This is a genomic window from Flexivirga meconopsidis (assembly GCF_026162425.1).
GTDB classification, from domain to species: domain Bacteria; phylum Actinomycetota; class Actinomycetes; order Actinomycetales; family Dermatophilaceae; genus Flexivirga; species Flexivirga meconopsidis.
In genome coordinates this window covers 256,966-271,759 of sequence record NZ_JAOBQJ010000002.1, presented here as the reverse complement: position 1 = coordinate 271,759, position 14,794 = coordinate 256,966, and the positions used below count along the sequence as shown (strand labels likewise).

The window sequence follows — 14,794 nt, the reverse complement described above, 5'->3', positions numbered from 1 at the left end:
GTGCGGCTCGACGTTGTCAGCATCTTCCCGGAATACCTTGCGCCACTTGACCTTTCACTGATCGGCAAGGCGCGGCGCGACGGGCTGATCGACCTGCGCGTGCACGACCTGCGGGATTTCACCCACGACCGGCACCGCACAGTTGACGACACCCCGTATGGCGGCGGCGCGGGCATGGTGATGAAGCCGGAGCCCTGGGGAGAGGCCTTGGATCGGCTTGCGGATGAAGCGGATTCGCGACCGACCCTGATCGTTCCCGGCCCGGGCGGCACGCCCTTCACCCAGGCGATGGCCCGTGAGCTGGCGGCTGCGTCGCACCTGGTCTTCGCCTGCGGTCGCTACGAGGGCATCGACGAGCGCGTCTATGAGCACGCGCAGCAGCGCTACGACGTGCGGGTGGTGTCGCTGGGCGACTACGTGCTCAACGGCGGCGAGGTCGCCGCGCTCACGATCGTCGAGGCCGTGGCGCGGCTGCTGCCGGGCGTGATCGGCAACGCTGCGTCGTTGGTCGAGGAGTCGCACGAGGACGGCCTGCTGGAGTATCCCGTTTACACCAAACCCGAGCAGTGGCAAGGTCTTTCAGTGCCGCCCGTGCTGCTCTCGGGAGACCACGGCAAGATTGCCGCGTGGCGGCACGAGCAGCGATTGCAGCGCACCGCAGAGCGCCGGCCCGATCTGCTGAGCCGGCCAGCCGCGGGGCTGCCGGACCAGCTGGAGATCTCGGTCGCCACCCCCGCGGACGTCGGCGAACTGTTGACTCTGACCCACGCGTGCTGGCTGCAGGAGGGGATCGCCAACGACACCCTCGACATCCCCGCCCAGCACGAGACGGTGCAGTCGCTGGGGGAGTCGCTCCAGGAGTGGACGACCTACGTCGCCCGGCTCGACGGACGTCTCGTGGGGTCGGTGCGCGGCCAGCTGGGGGATGGGCCCGCCGGAGCCGAAACCGACTGGCACATCGGGCGATTGATGGTTGCGCCGGATCTGCAGGGCCGTGGTTTCGGGGGAGCGCTGCTGGCCTTCATCCAGGAGGCGGCGCCGGCGCAGGCTGCGTCATACAGCTTGGTGACGGGGGACGGAAGCGCGGCCAATCAGTGGCGCTACAAGCGGGCAGGGTTCCGGATCACCGGCCGCGGGAATCCGCCGGGCACGGTGACCTTCACCAAGCGCCGTCGTTGAGCACCTGGCCGATGGCTCGTGCTGCATCGGGGAACGCCGACGGGTTCGGTCCGGCGTAGTTGAGGCGGACGAACGGTCCGGTCGGTTCGGCCGGGAACCACTCGTCGCCGTTGCCCACCGTCACCCCCAGCGCGCGGCAGCCCGTAACGAAGCGCGCCAGGTCGGTGCCCTCGGGCAGCCGTGCCCACAGGTTGAGGCCGCCCGCGGGCACCTGCTCCAGTGTCACCGACGGAGCGTGCTCGGTGAGGGCGGCGACGAGTAGGTCGCGCCGGGCACCGAGTTGTTGCGCGAGGCGGCGGAGGTGGCTGCGCCAGGCTGGTTGGGTGACCACGTCGAGGGCGACCGTCTGCAGCATGCTGCTGACGTAGATCGACTCGACTTCGGTGTCGGCCAGGATGCGCTGCCGGGCCGGCCCCCGGGCGACGATCGCCGCGACGCGTATGGCGGGAGCCACGCTCTTGCTGAGCGACCGGAGGTAGACCACATGGCCGGAGACGTCCTGGCCGATGACCGGTCGGGCGGGTGCGGAGATGCCGAACTCATGGGCGGCGTCGTCCTCGATCAGGAAGGCACCGCGGGCCTGCACCACCTGCAGAATGTCGCGGCGAAGGCCTGGTGACCATTGCGCGCCGGTCGGGCTGGCGAAGTTGGGTTGAGCGTAGAACGCGCGGGCGCCAGACTCCGCCAGGGCACGGTCGACCGCTTCCGGGCTGGGGCCCGCTGCGCCGGACGGCACCGGCACAATGCGGACGCCGACTTGTCGGGCGGCGAGGATCGCGCCCCAGTAGGTGGGGGACTCAAGCACCAGGCTGCGACCGGTGCCGACCAGCACCCGGAAGGCGGTGGTCAGTCCGCCCTGGCTGCCGGGCAGCACGACCACATCGCTGGCTGCGATCGGTGCCGCGGCGGCGTCGGCTTCCGCGGCGGTCTCGGCGGCGAACCAGGCCTGCAGGCCGGGCAGCCCCGCTGTCGGCGGTCGTTCGGTGATCGCATCGCTGCGTGCCGCGCGGCGAAAGGCCGCTCGTACCAACGACTCCGGCGTCAATTCACGGTCGGGGTAGCCGGAGTGCAAGGCCAGCACATCGCCGTGCACGGACTGCAGCGCGCTCGGCGACCGAGGCGCTGAGGGTGTGCTGAGAGAGAGGGCCTCGGTCTGCCAGTCGTAGTCAGCCGGCCGGGTCAGCACGCGTGCACGCGCGAACGTGCCAACTCCCGGCCGCGTCTCGATGCGACCCTCGGCCGCGAGCACCCGCAGTGCCCTTTGCACCGTCACCGGGCTGACGCCGTGCTCGGCGACGAGAGCACGAGTTGACGGCAGTCTCGCCCCGGACGCCGCGCGGTCGAGCCAGTCACGCAACGACGCCACGAGCCGGGAGCTGCTATCGTTATTCATGAGAAATAAGAGTAGCGCTACTGGGATCTCGGAGCACCCGCTATCGGGTGTCGGCTGGGGGATCGTCGGGGTCACCGCGTTCTCCTTCACCGTGCCGCTCACCCGCGTTGCGGTCGACCACGGCGGGCTCTCGGCACTGTTCGTCGGTGCCGGCCGGGCCGTTGTCGCAGCGGTTCTTGCCGCCGCCGCCCTGGTGCTCACCCGGCAACCGGTGCCGCGACGCGGGCTCTGGCCGCGCATCGCGATCGTCGCTTTCGGGGTCGTGATCGGTTTCCCCCTGCTCACGTCGTTCGCGTTGACCCGCACCGACGCCAGTCACGGTGCTGTCGTGATCGCACTCCTGCCGGCCGCCACGGCCGTCATCGCAGTGCGCCGCGGAGGCGAGCAGGTCGGTCGCTCATTCTGGGTCGCGGTGGCGGTCGGAGCGGCTGCGGCGGTCCTCTTCGCCACCGCCCAGGGCAGCTCCACCGGTTCGTCGACTAAGCTCGGTTGGCCGGACCTGCTGCTTTTCGGTGCGGTCGTCTCGGCTGCGGTCGGGTATGCCGAGGGCGGTCTGCTCGCGCGCGAAATTGGTTCGTGGCAAACGGTTTCCTGGGCGCTCGTGCTGTCCGCGCCGCTGATGGTGGTGCTCTCCGGCGGGGCTGCGCTGGCCACCCCGCAGTCGGGTAGCGCGGGTCAATGGTTGGCGTTCGGTTACCTCGGCGTGGTCAGCATGTTTCTCGGCTTCTTCGCCTGGTATCGCGGCCTTGCGATCGGCCCGATGGCGCGAGTCAGTCAGGTGCAACTTCTGCAGCCGGTGCTCAGCATCTGCTGGGCGGCGCTGTTGATCGGGGAGCGACTGACCTGGCAGACCATGGTGGGTGCGGCGGGGGTGATCGCCGGCGCCGGTCTCGCGGTCCGGCGCCGGCGAGTGACGGCTGCCCCGTCGAGTGTTGGTGGGGGAGCCGTCAGTGGCGGTCGGCGGTCATCCGGAAGTCGAGAGCGGGCGGCAGCGGCATGCCGGGACGGATCCGGGAGAGCAGGTCGCCGATGACCCGGTCTCCCTCGGCAAGGTCCTCGACCTCGAGATCCGCGATGAGTGCAGCCGCCTCGTCGTCGCGGCCGAGCCCGTGCAGTGCTTCGATTCGCAGCAGACGGGTGCGGCCGTGTCGGCGTAGTGCGGGTGCGGCCTCATCGATCGCTTGCAGGGCCGCCGCCGCGGCACCACTGTCGAGCAGCAACCGCACCTGTTCGGTGAGCAGGCCCCGGCTGGTCGGGTCCAGCTCGCGAGCACGTCGGTAGAGCGGGACCGCGGCGCCGGGTTCCTCGGTCAGGATGGCCAGCCCACGCAATGCCACCGCGCTCGGGAGCTGTGCGACGCTATCGGCGTAATGCGCACGGGCAGAGTCGAATTCGCCGCGTAGGTGCGCGCCGACGCCCAGTGCGTATGACGTCCACCAGCCGCGCGGAGCCTGAGCCAGTCGCGCGGTCCAACGTGCGGAAACCGGCGGCAGCAGAGGCGCCTCGACGGGTTCGCCGCGCAACAGTGCGGCAGCGGCACGGCTGTCGTCGTCCAGCTCAGGGAAGACCAGGCCTCGTGGGGCGTCTTGCTCGCGGAGCGCGAGTTCGATCCGACCCCAACCGGATCCCTGCGCGAGTGTCTGGAGCGGAGCTTGATCGGCATACGACCGCAACCACTGGTCGTGCCAGGACTCGAGCCAGTCCGGTGGCGCGTCGTCTCGGACCGCGGCGGCGGCAGCGTCCGCGGCGATGGGGAACGCCGCCCGGGCGTCCGCAGGGTCGAGACGCACGCCACCGAATGCCTCTGTCCAGGAACGGGTTTCGTGTCCCGCGAGCTCGTCGTGCTCGAGCTGGGTGATGCACACTCCCGCCTGGATCTCCGCGTAAGCATCGTCGTCGACGAGCCACCGCTGCCACCGGCGGCCGCCGGGCGCATGACCCCAGAGGAACAGCTTGCGTCCGTGGAGGGCATCGGTGGAGGTCTGCGCGAATCCGGCACCGTCGGCCTCGACCGAGGTGACGAAGCGGCCCTGCTGGTCGGCGACCTCGAAGAAGTAGTCGGCCGATTCCCCGGACGTTGCCGGATAGCTGACGTCGACGTTCGGGCTGTCCGGGTGCGGCACCGGCACCCGGTCGAGCGATCCCGCATAGTCGGTGCGCCACGCGTGGCTAGCCGTGGTGAGCACCCGCGTGCCGGACGTCTCCGGGACAGCGATGTTGGTCCAGTAGTAGAGCGGCTTCGGCTCGGGGTCGGGGTTGATCACGCGCGTCGAGACCAGGAGCCGGTCCTGCATCAGGGCCAGGTCGAGTTGCAGGACCAGGTCGCGAGTTCGCTCCCACTCCCACATCCGCAGGGTCTGGCCGTGGGGGCCGTCGACGACCGCCGCGTGCATCGGCCGGGTGGTGAGGGTGGTGTGGCCGGTGGAGCCGAGGTTCCACTCGATGCCGCCGGCGAACCAGGCGTCGGTCAAGCCGAAGTTGGCGTAGCGCAGGCGTTTTGGCACGAACAGCAATTCGCGATCGGCGCGCAGATCGCGCAGCGACCACACCCGCCCGCCCAATCCCGGCAACACCGTCGCGCGAAGCAGGCCGTTGTCGAGCTGGATCGCGGTGAGCTCCAGCGGGTGGTCGCCGCGGTCGTAGTCGCTGAACAGTGCATAGGGCAGCGGCGAGTCCAACCGGCCGCGCGCGATGCGTTCGCGCATCAGCGGTGGGGCGTCGGCGCTGATCGACCGCGTGCCCGCCGGGCGGACGGGCCGGTATGCCGGCAGCGTGCTGGGTGGCCCAAGCCGCGCGCCGCGCACGGCGAGCCTCGTGGTGCGCACCCGTGTCGCGGGTGCAGAGTGAGCGACGTGCATCACACCCCCGTTGCCATTTTGTGATCGTTTCTGCACGAAATCGCACACATCCTTACACAAGTAATCATATTGTGGGCCCCGGCGTCGTGACTGCTCGACCGAGCGGCCACGCGGGCGCCCGCGGGAAGAACATCTGGAGGTAAGGCAGCCATGGCTCAATCGAACTTCGCGGTCAACCGGCGCACGGTGTTGCGTGCCGCGCTGGCGGCCGGCATCACGCTGCCGATCAGCGGGGCCCTGGCCTCGTGTGCGGGTGGGGGTAGCTCCGGCGGCAGCGGGGGACAGAGCACCGGCAAGACATCGGCGAACAACCCCTTCGGTATGGCGGACAAGAGCTCCGTCGACGCGGTGATCTTCAACGGCGGGTACGGCGTCGACTACGTGACCTTCGCCGGCAAGATCGTCGAGAAGAACCACGCGGGCAGCACGGTCAAGGTCAGCCCGTCCACGCAGATCTCGCAGCAGTTGCAGCCGCGGTTCGTGTCCGGCAACCCGCCGGACCTGATCGACGACTCCGGTGCGCAGTCGATCGGCGTCAACACCATCGCCAGCCAGCTCGAGGACCTGGCGCCGGTGCTGGAGGCCAACAACCTCGAGGGCACCAAGATCGCCGACACGCTCTACCCGGGCGTGAAGGAACGCGGCATGGTCGGCGACAAGATGCTCGTGCTCAACTACGTAATGACGATCTACGGATTGTGGTATTCCGCAAGCCTTTTCGAGGCCAATGGCTGGCAGCCGCCGAAGACCTGGGACGACCTGATCGACCTCGGCGCCAAGGCGAAGAGCAAGGGCAAGTACCTCTTCTGCTGGGGCAAGGAAGCCGCCACCTACTACCAGACGATGGTCATGGACTCAGCGATCAAGGAGGGCGGCGACGAAGTCCGCCTGGCGCTGGAGAACCTCAAGCCCGGCTGCTGGTCGCTGCCCGCGGTGCAGGGTGTGCTGAAGAAGATGGAGCAGATCGTCAAGGCCGGGTACATGAAACCCGGCGGCGCCGGAACCCAGTTCACCGCGGCACAGGCGCAGTGGAGCAAGGACCAGGCCGCGATCCTCTACCCGTCCGGGTCGTGGATCGAGAACGAGATGAAGAGCCAGACCAAGGCCGGCTTCAAGATGACCGGCATCCCCGACCCGACGCTGACCTCGAGCAGCAAGATGCCGTTCGAGGCGCTGAACGCGGCACCTGGCGAGCAGTTCATCGTGCCGACCAAGGCCAAGAACGGTGCCGGGGGCAAGGAGGTGTTGCGCGCGATGCTGTCCAAGGATGCCGCGACCAACTTCGCCAAGACCAAGCTCGCGCCGACCATCGTCAAGGGCACCGTGCCGAGCGACGGGTTCGGCTCGACCGCCTTGCAATCGCAGATCAAGATGCTCGACGCAGCCGGGGAGAAGGTCTTCAACATCCGGTTCGTCGACCTCTACGGCACCAACCCGGACATGCTCGTGCCCTGGAACAGCTTCCTTTCCGGTCAGCTCGACGCGGCCGGCCTGACCAAGGCACTGCAGGGCATTACCGACAAGGTGGCCAAGGACTCCTCGGTCAAGAAGGTCGACATCAAGTGAGTGCAGTAACCCCACCCGCGGGCGGCAAGTTGGGTATGCCGTCCGCGGGCACGCCGACCGCCGCGCCACGGCGCGGCGGTCGGCGCATGCGGCCCTCCCGGCTGCTGTTCGTCCTCATCACCGTCGGGCTGCCGATGGTGCTCTACCTGGGTCTGGTCATCTGGCCGTTCCTGCAGGCGATCTACTACTCGCTGACCAATTGGGGCGGGTTCTCCAGCTCGATGGATTTCATCGGACTGGACAACTACAAGGCGATCTTCAGCGACGACGTCTTCATGAAGGCGTTGCGCAACAACGTGATCCTGGCGATCCTCGTGCCGCTGGTCACCGTCGTGCTCAGCTTCGTGCTGGCCACCATGGTCACTGTCGGCGGTTCGACCACCGGGGCGGTGCGCGGCCTGAAGGGATCGAGCATCTACCGCGTCGTGTCCTTCTTCCCTTACACGATCCCGGCAATTGTCATCGGCCTGATCTGGGCGCAGATGTACGACCCGTCCAAGGGCATCGTCAACGGGTTGCTCACCCACCTGCCGTTCGGCCTGGGTGATCGCTTCAACTCGTTCGCCTGGCTGGGCGAGACCGCGACCGCGATGCCCGCCTCGATCTTTGTGATCGTGTGGGGTTTCGTCGGGTTCTACATGGTGCTGTTCGTCGCGGCGATCAAGGGCATCCCGGCCGAGCTGTATGACGCAGCGCGCATCGACGGCGCCGGCCGTCTCCGGACGATGTTCTCGGTGACGCTGCCGATGATCCGGGAGACGGTGCAGACGGCATACATCTATCTCGGCGTGCTGGCGTTGGATGCGTTCGTCTACATGGCGGCCCTCAACCCCACCGGCGGCCCCGACAACTCCACCCTGGTGATGTCCCAGGACCTGTTCAAGACTGCGTTCTCGCAGGGCCAGTACGGCAGGGCCAGCGCGATGGGCGTGGTGCTCGCCGCCGTCACGCTGCTGTTCGCGGCGCTCGTCTTCGGCGTGAATCGACTGCTCGGCGGAAAGAGTGACAAGTGATGAGCGCGGTCCCCACCAAGACCCCGCAACCCGGAGCGATGCCGCAGGAGAAGGGCAAGCGCGACCGAGGCGAACTCGGGATCCTGATCAGCTCGCACATCGTGCTGATCGCCTGGTCGCTGATCGTCGTGCTGCCGCTGCTGTGGACGGTGTTCTCGTCGGCCAAGACGACCGGCGAGATCTTCTCCGGCCCGTTCACCATGCCGCACGACATCATCGGCACGCTGAAGGACAACTTCAGTTCCGCGTGGAACGACTCGCACCTGGGCCGCTACCTGCTCAACACGGTGATCGTGGTCGGCATTGCGCTGGCGTTGGTGATGGCCCTGGGCTCGATGTGTGCCTATACCCTCGCGCGCTTCCCGTTCCCGGGCAGCCGGGCTATCTACTACCTGATCCTGGCCGGCAACACCTTCCCGATCTTCCTGGCGATCGTGCCGCTGTTCTTCGTGCTGAAGAACGTCGGGCTGCTCAACTCGCTGCCGGGCCTGATCCTGACCTATGTCGCGTTCGCCTTCCCGTTCACGGTGTTCTTCCTCTACCCGTTCTTCCGGGCGCTGCCCGCCGAGATCGGCGAGGCGGCCGAACTCGACGGCGCCGGTGACTGGCGCACGTTCGTCCAGGTCATGCTGCCCATGGCCCGGCCGGGCATCGCGGCGGTGGCGATCTTCAACTTCCTCGGCCTGTGGAACCAGTTCCTGCTGCCGGTCGCGCTCAACACCAACGAGAAGAACTACGTGCTGTCGCAAGGCATGGCGAACTTCGCGTCGTCGGCCGGTTACGAGGTCAACTTCGGTGCGCTGTTCGCAGGCGTGGTCATTACCGTCATACCGGTGCTGATCGTCTACATCATCTTCCAGCGGCAGCTGCAGGGCTCGCTGTCCGCGGGCACGATCAAGTGAACCGGGCGATTTCGCCGAACCGGTGAGGTTCTGGCAAACTTGGCAGAGCGTGTCCTCCGCATCGACCCCCGCCGCAGGGGGAGTGGGCGACATACCCATGAGGTCTTCAGATCGGTTCGGCGCGCACCTGGCCATTAGAGAAGCAGGCGACCTGCGGCGCCCGCGAGGAAGAAGCATCATGCACAAGTTCGACGAGCTCGACGCTGCGCAGCTGCGCAATGACATCCCCGACTTCCGCGCCGGAGACACCGTCAAGGTGCACGTCAAGGTCGTGGAAGGCAACCGCAGCCGTGTCCAGGTCTTCCAGGGCGTCGTGATCCGCCGCCACGGCGGTGGCGTGGGTGAGACCTTCACCGTCCGCAAGATCAGCTTCGGCGTCGGCGTCGAGCGCACCTTCCCGCTGCACACCCCCTCGATCGACAAGATCGAGGTGGCCAGCCGCGGCGACGTGCGTCGCGCCAAGCTCTACTACCTGCGCGACCTGCGCGGTAAGGCCGCTCGCATCAAGGAGCGTCGCGAGACCCCGGCCAACCAGGCCTGAAGTCTCCGTTTCGTATGACGGAGGAAGTGTCCCCGGCGTCCACGGACGCCGGGGACACTTCTTGTTCCGCTCCCACACGACGCCGTGGGCGCCGGATCGGCATCGGCGCACTGGTGCTCGTCGCGTTGGCCGTTCTCCTGCATGGCTTGTTCTTCGAGACCTTCACCGTGCCGTCCTCGTCGATGAATCCGACTCTGTGGCAAGGGGATCGGATCGTTGCTGCCAAGGTCGGCACCGGCGGCCTGCGGCGCGGTGAGGTGATCGTCTTCAACGGCACGGAGGTTTTCGCCGATCCTGGCGCGCGCACCCCGAGCGGCCTCGCCGGGGCGTTGCGCTCGCTCGGTGACACCTTCGGTTTCCGCCCCACCGAGACGCTCTACGTCAAGCGGGTGATCGGGCTGCCCGGCGATCGGGTCGCCGTCGGGCACGACGGCAAGCTGCGGGTGAACGGCGCCATCAGCCCCGAGCCCTACTTGGTGCCCGGTATGTCGGCGAGCGAGACGCCGTTCAGCATCGAGGTGCCGGCCGGGCACGTCTTCGTGCTGGGCGACAACCGCACCGACTCCGACGACTCTCGGGCCCACCTCGGCGATCCGGGTGCGGGCATGGTCCCCACCGACGACATCGTCGGTGAGGTGGTCCTGCGCTACTGGCCGACAGGTTCGTGGGGGAGACTCGGCTCGTGACCGACCAGCGCTACCGACTGCCACGCCCTCGGCAGTCCGAGCCGAAGCCGCCCGAGGCGACGGCTCCGTCGCCGGAGCGGGCCGACGGCCCTCCGGTGAGCGGTCCCCCGGTGGGCGGCCCGCCGATGCCGCGGCATGCCGCGGGCGGTGCCCCGGTGGGCGGCCCGCCGACGCCGCGGCACGCCGCGGGCGGTGCACCGTCGGCCGGGCGGCGGGCGTTCGTCGCGGTGCGCGAGATCGCGGTCGTGCTGGTTGTCGCCATGGTGCTCTCGCTGCTGATCAAGACCTTCCTTGCGCAGCCGTTCTGGATTCCCTCGCAGTCGATGCAGAACACCCTCATCCCCGGCGACCGGGTGGTGGTCTCGAAGCTGACCCCTGGCCCGGTCGACCTGAAGCGCGGCGACGTCGTGGTGTTCAACGACTTCGGGCACTGGCTGCCACCGAGCGAGACCACGAAGCGGTCCGGGGTGGGTGGCGCTGCGATCAAGTCGCTGCAATTCATCGGGCTGTATCCCTCGGGCGATGACCACCTGATCAAACGAGTGATCGGCCTGCCCGGCGACCAGGTGATCTGCTGTAACACGCGCGGGCAGATCACGGTGAACGGCGTCGGGCTGAACGAGCCCTATATTTACCCCGGCGGCGGCACCGACCAGAAGAAGTTCTCGGTCACCGTGCCCGCCGGCCGGGTGGGTGATGGGTGACAACCGCGGGGACTCCTCCGACTCCCGCTTCCACGACGACGGCACCGGCGCGACCGGTTCGGTGCCCGAGGACGAAATCGTGGGGCGGGCGGTGGCAGTGGTCTGGCCGGTGGACCGGATGACCTGGCTCAGCAACTATTCCTCGACGTTCGACAAGGTGCCGAAGCGATGACGAAAGACCGATCGAACTCCCAGCCCGGGGAAGCGCAGCAGGCCCCGGGCTCGGTCGGGGAGGAGTTGCCGCCTGGCGCCATACCAGAGGAGGAGCCGCCGGTGCGCCGCAGCCGTGGGGCCTTCATCCGCGAACTGGTCGTCATCGTGGTCATCGCGCTCGGCCTGAGCTTCCTGGTCAAGACCTTCCTCGCGCAGCCTTACTACATCCCGTCGCAGTCGATGGAGAGCACCCTCGACATCGGCGACCGGATCATCGTCAGCAAGTTCACCCCGCAGCACTCGTCGCTGCACCGCGGCGACGTGATCGTCTTCCAGGATCCCAAGTCGTGGTCGACCGGTCCGAAGCCGCAGCAGCCGCTGCTGAAGCGCGTGGTGAAGGACAGCCTGACGTTCGTCGGAGTGCTGCCCGGCGGCGGCGATCACGTCGTCAAGCGGATCATCGGCATGCCGGGGGACAAGGTGAAGTGCTGCACCAAGTCCGGCAAGCTCACCGTCAACGGGGTGGAGATCACCGAGCCCTACATCAAGGCGGGCAACGCACCGAGCCTGCAACAGTTCGACATCACCGTCCCCGCCGACGCGGTGTGGGTGATGGGGGACAACCGCGGCGACTCGGCCGACTCCCGCTTCCACGACGGCAGCTCCGGTGGCAAACTCGGTTCGGTGCCGATGGACGACATCAGTGGGCAGGTGGTCGCGATCGCCTGGCCGCTCGACCGCATCCAGTCGCTGAAGAGTTACGGGAGCGTCTTCGCGAGGGTGCCGAAACCGTGACCGCCGGGCCGCGTCGGTCGGCCCGTCCGAGCCTGCGGGTCGAGCGTTCGCTGCAACGACAGGGCTATTCGCTGATCGCCGGGATGGACGAGGTCGGACGGGGAGCCCTTGCCGGACCGGTGTCGGTCGGCGTCGTGGTCATCGACGAAGGCACCCGCACGGTCCCGCAGGGCGTGAAGGACTCCAAGCTGCTCAGCCCCGCCGCCCGCGAGCGGATGGTGCCGGCCGTACGACGGTGGGCGACCGACTACGCCGTCGGCCACGCGAGTGCCGCGGAGATCGACGCGATCGGCATCATGGCCGCGCTGCGGCTGGCCGGGACCAGGGCGCTCGCGGCCTTGAGCGTCATACCCGATCTGGTCGTGCTGGACGGCAACCACGACTGGCTGACCGACCCCGCGCGGGCCGGGCTGCTCGCGCTCGCCGACGACGGTCCGGTGGCGCCGCCGGTCACCACGATGATCAAGGCCGACATGAAGTGCTCGTCGGTGGCGGCGGCGTCGGTGCTGGCCAAGGTGGAGCGGGACTCGATGCTGGTCGCCTTCCACGACGACTACCCGCAGTTCAACTGGGCTGGTAACAAGGGCTATTCGGCTCCGGACCACCTGGCCGCGCTCGACGAGCACGGCCCGTGCGAGCTGCACCGTCGCTCATGGCGGCGGTTCGTGGTCGAGCAGGTCGTGGTCGAGGAGACCGCCGAGCCGGATGTCTGGAAGGAGTCGGTGTGAGCGCCGAGGACCTGGAGAAGTACGAGACCGAGCAGGAGCTCGCGCTCTACCGCGAATACCGAGACGTGGTGGGGCTGTTCAGTCACGTCGTCGAGACCGAGCGCCGGTTCTACCTGTGCAACGACGTCGACGTGCAGGTGCGCGGCGAGGGCGCCGAGGTGTTCTTCGAGATCCGGATGAACGACGCCTGGGTGTGGGACGTCTACCGTCCGGCGCGGTTCGTCAAGAACGTCAGGGTGATCACCTTCAAGGACGTCAACGTCGAGGAGTTGCCCGCGCGGGAGATCGAACTGCCCGACTAGCGTCTCGTGGTGACCGGCACCGCGAACGACGCACGGTCGCCCGCCCAGCGGCCGGGCGGGACGAGCTGATCGATGCGGTCCAATTGCGCTTTGTCCAGGGCGAACTCGGCGGCGCCGGCGTTCTCGACGATCCGGGCCGGCGCCCGCGATCCCGGTATCGGCACCACATCGTCGCCCTGTGCCAGCAACCAGGCCAGCGCCAGTTGCGCCGGCGACATGCCCCACTCTGCGGCGAGTGCGACCAGTGCGTCGACCTGGTGCAGGTTGGTGCGCAGGGCCTGGTGCTGGAAGCGCGGGTCGGAGGCTCGGAACGGGCTGTCCGCGACGCCTTCCGGCTGCAGGTGCCCGCCGAGCAGACCGCGTCCGAGTGGGCTGTAGGGCACGATGCCGACGCCCAGCCGGCGGGCTGCCGGGATGATGTCGAGTTCGGGCGTGCGCCACATGAGGGACCACTCCAGCTGCACCGCGGCCAGCGGATGTATGGCGTGTGCCCGCGTCAATTGCTCGGGCGTCACCTCCGAGACGCCGAGCTGGCGCACTTTGCCGGCGGTCACGAGATCACGCATCGCACCGACGCTCTCCTCGATCGGGACCGTGGGGTCGGGCCGGTGCAGGTAGAAGAGGTCGAGGTGGTCGACGCCGAGCCGGTGCAACGAGGCGTCGCACCAACCCGGCACCCGCTCGGGCCGCGCGTCGAGCGCTACGCCGTCCGGTCCGCGCACGATGCCGAACTTCGACGCGATGCGGTATTGCTCGCGCGGAACGCCGGAGCCGCGCAGCGCGGCACCAAGAAGTTGCTCGTTGTGGCCGCTGCCGTAGCTCATCGCGGTGTCGAACAAGGTGATTCCGGCCGACAGCGCGTCCTGGATGGCGGTGACCGAGCGGCGATCGTCGGCCCCGCCATACCCCTGGGAGAAGCCCATGCAGCCGAGACCGATCGCCGAGCAGGACAAGCCGTTGCCGAGGTGTCGAAGGTTCATGCGTGTCACGATCCGCCGATCGGGGGCATAAGTCCAAGACCTGAATGATCTGGGATTAAGCGCGAATTACGATGAGTAGTGGAACTGCGACAGCTCGTCTACTTCGAGGCGGTCGTGCGCTGCAACGGCTTCACGAGAGCGGCCGAGGACCTCCACGTCGCGCAGCCCGCCATCTCCGCCCAGGTGCGTCGGCTGGAGCGTGAGCTCGGCGTGCGGCTGCTGCAGCGCTCGACGCGATCGGTGACGCCGACACCGGTCGGACTGGACTTTCTCGCCGAGGTTCGCCTGACGCTGGAGCATGTGCACGCAGCGCGCGCGGTGACCGAGTCGCACCGGGAGGTCGAGCGTGGTCAGTTGCGTGTGGGAGCGACCGCGATCACCGGTCCGCTCGATGTCACGACCGAGCTTGGTGCCTTCCGGCGCAGATATCCGGGCGTCGCGATCTCGTTGCGTTCCGATCTGATTGCCCCACTGCTGGATCAGTTGCGGGACGAGTCGCTCGACGTGGTCGTCGGGCCGGTGCACGAGCAGCGGGTCCCTGGCCTGGCCGTCCGCCGGATCGCCACCGAGGAGCTTGTCCTGATCACCCCGCCCGGAGACCGGCGACGGGTGCGCGGGCTGCTGGACGTCGCGAGGGAGGACTTCGTCTGTCTGCCGCAGGGCAGCGGTCTGCGGACCCTGCTGACCGAGGCCTTCGCAGGACTGCCAGCACCTCGAGTCGTCTTCGAGGCGGCGAGCCCAGGCGGCATACGCGACGCCGTGTCGGCGGGACTCGGAGTAGCGCTGGTGGCGCGTTCGGCCACACAGCACGACGGTCGTCCGGTGCGGGTGCACCGGGTGCCGGGTATGCCGGCGCACCCGCCAATCGGGGTCTTCTGGCGTGCTCGGAGCGTCTCGGCAGCGGCTCGCCGATTCGTCGAACAGGTGATGCAGGGCGGCTGACGAGTCCGCCGTCCACATCCTCCACGGCCGGGCGGCAGCGTCCACAGCCGGG

The 14,794-nt window shown here is 68.3% G+C and carries 16 protein-coding genes; 13 read left to right on the top strand and 3 right to left on the bottom strand.

What is annotated here, in order from left to right; translation table 11 throughout:
- Positions 1-1,179, top strand: coding sequence for a tRNA (guanosine(37)-N1)-methyltransferase TrmD (gene trmD, locus N2M23_RS06705; RefSeq protein WP_265444235.1), 1,179 nt, complete (start codon positions 1-3; stop codon positions 1,177-1,179).
- On the opposite strand, the gene N2M23_RS06700 is transcribed toward trmD, so the two are convergent.
- Positions 1,160-2,572 carry an aminotransferase-like domain-containing protein gene (locus tag N2M23_RS06700; RefSeq protein WP_265444233.1) on the bottom strand — a complete coding sequence of 471 codons (1,413 nt, stop codon included), beginning with the start codon at positions 2,570-2,572 and terminating at the stop codon, positions 1,160-1,162. The two genes, trmD and N2M23_RS06700, sit on opposite strands and share 20 nt — an antisense overlap.
- Here N2M23_RS06700 and N2M23_RS06695 point away from each other — a divergent pair.
- Positions 2,571-3,605: a DMT family transporter gene (locus N2M23_RS06695; RefSeq protein WP_265444232.1), complete on the top strand. Its 1,035-nt coding sequence runs from the start codon at positions 2,571-2,573 to the stop codon at positions 3,603-3,605. The two genes, N2M23_RS06700 and N2M23_RS06695, sit on opposite strands and share 2 nt — an antisense overlap.
- Here N2M23_RS06695 and N2M23_RS06690 read toward each other — a convergent pair.
- Positions 3,520-5,397 carry a DUF5107 domain-containing protein gene (locus tag N2M23_RS06690; protein ID WP_265444230.1) on the bottom strand — a complete coding sequence of 626 codons (1,878 nt, stop codon included), beginning with the start codon at positions 5,395-5,397 and terminating at the stop codon, positions 3,520-3,522. The two genes, N2M23_RS06695 and N2M23_RS06690, sit on opposite strands and share 86 nt — an antisense overlap.
- A 183-nt stretch (positions 5,398-5,580) precedes the next feature.
- On the opposite strand from N2M23_RS06690, the gene ngcE reads away from it, so the two are divergent.
- The 10 genes from ngcE to N2M23_RS06640 all read left to right on the top strand — a co-directional run bounded on the left by ngcE (position 5,581) and on the right by N2M23_RS06640 (position 12,820).
- A complete protein-coding gene (gene ngcE / locus N2M23_RS06685) occupies positions 5,581-6,996 on the top strand; it encodes an N-acetylglucosamine/diacetylchitobiose ABC transporter substrate-binding protein (RefSeq protein WP_265444229.1) in 1,416 nt (471 codons plus the stop codon).
- A gap of 86 nt (positions 6,997-7,082) precedes the next feature.
- The gene (locus tag N2M23_RS06680) at positions 7,083-8,009 is read left to right on the top strand and encodes a carbohydrate ABC transporter permease (protein ID WP_265445098.1); all 927 of its coding nucleotides are present in this window, start codon (positions 7,083-7,085) and stop codon (positions 8,007-8,009) included.
- Between the two features lie 38 nt (positions 8,010-8,047).
- Entirely contained in the window at positions 8,048-8,911 is an 864-nt protein-coding gene (locus tag N2M23_RS06675) for a carbohydrate ABC transporter permease (protein WP_265445096.1), read from the top strand.
- 178 nt (positions 8,912-9,089) lie between these two features.
- Positions 9,090-9,452, top strand: a complete 363-nt coding sequence (gene rplS, locus N2M23_RS06670) for a 50S ribosomal protein L19 (protein WP_265444228.1) — start codon at positions 9,090-9,092, stop codon at positions 9,450-9,452.
- 14 nt (positions 9,453-9,466) lie between these two features.
- Entirely contained in the window at positions 9,467-10,138 is a 672-nt protein-coding gene (lepB, locus tag N2M23_RS06665) for a signal peptidase I (protein WP_265444227.1), read from the top strand.
- Positions 10,135-10,842: a signal peptidase I gene (gene lepB, locus N2M23_RS20935; protein ID WP_265444226.1), complete on the top strand. Its 708-nt coding sequence runs from the start codon at positions 10,135-10,137 to the stop codon at positions 10,840-10,842. Before lepB (N2M23_RS06665) ends, lepB (N2M23_RS20935) begins: the two co-directional genes overlap by 4 nt.
- The gene (locus N2M23_RS06655; RefSeq protein WP_265444224.1) at positions 10,835-11,014 is read left to right on the top strand and encodes a S26 family signal peptidase; all 180 of its coding nucleotides are present in this window, start codon (positions 10,835-10,837) and stop codon (positions 11,012-11,014) included. The genes lepB (N2M23_RS20935) and N2M23_RS06655 overlap by 8 nt, the downstream gene beginning before the upstream one ends.
- Positions 11,011-11,790, top strand: coding sequence for a signal peptidase I (gene lepB, locus N2M23_RS06650; protein ID WP_265444223.1), 780 nt, complete (start codon positions 11,011-11,013; stop codon positions 11,788-11,790). Before N2M23_RS06655 ends, lepB (N2M23_RS06650) begins: the two co-directional genes overlap by 4 nt.
- Positions 11,787-12,518 carry a ribonuclease HII gene (locus N2M23_RS06645; protein ID WP_265444222.1) on the top strand — a complete coding sequence of 244 codons (732 nt, stop codon included), beginning with the start codon at positions 11,787-11,789 and terminating at the stop codon, positions 12,516-12,518. Before lepB (N2M23_RS06650) ends, N2M23_RS06645 begins: the two co-directional genes overlap by 4 nt.
- The gene (locus N2M23_RS06640; protein ID WP_265444221.1) at positions 12,515-12,820 is read left to right on the top strand and encodes a DUF2469 domain-containing protein; all 306 of its coding nucleotides are present in this window, start codon (positions 12,515-12,517) and stop codon (positions 12,818-12,820) included. Before N2M23_RS06645 ends, N2M23_RS06640 begins: the two co-directional genes overlap by 4 nt.
- On the opposite strand, the gene N2M23_RS06635 is transcribed toward N2M23_RS06640, so the two are convergent.
- A complete protein-coding gene (locus tag N2M23_RS06635; RefSeq protein WP_265444220.1) occupies positions 12,817-13,800 on the bottom strand; it encodes an aldo/keto reductase in 984 nt (327 codons plus the stop codon). The two genes, N2M23_RS06640 and N2M23_RS06635, sit on opposite strands and share 4 nt — an antisense overlap.
- Positions 13,801-13,878: 78 nt before the next feature.
- On the opposite strand from N2M23_RS06635, the gene N2M23_RS06630 reads away from it, so the two are divergent.
- Positions 13,879-14,742 (top strand): LysR family transcriptional regulator, encoded by an 864-nt coding sequence (locus tag N2M23_RS06630; protein WP_265444218.1) that lies wholly within the window; start codon positions 13,879-13,881, stop codon positions 14,740-14,742.
- Positions 14,743-14,794 lie beyond the last annotated feature (52 nt).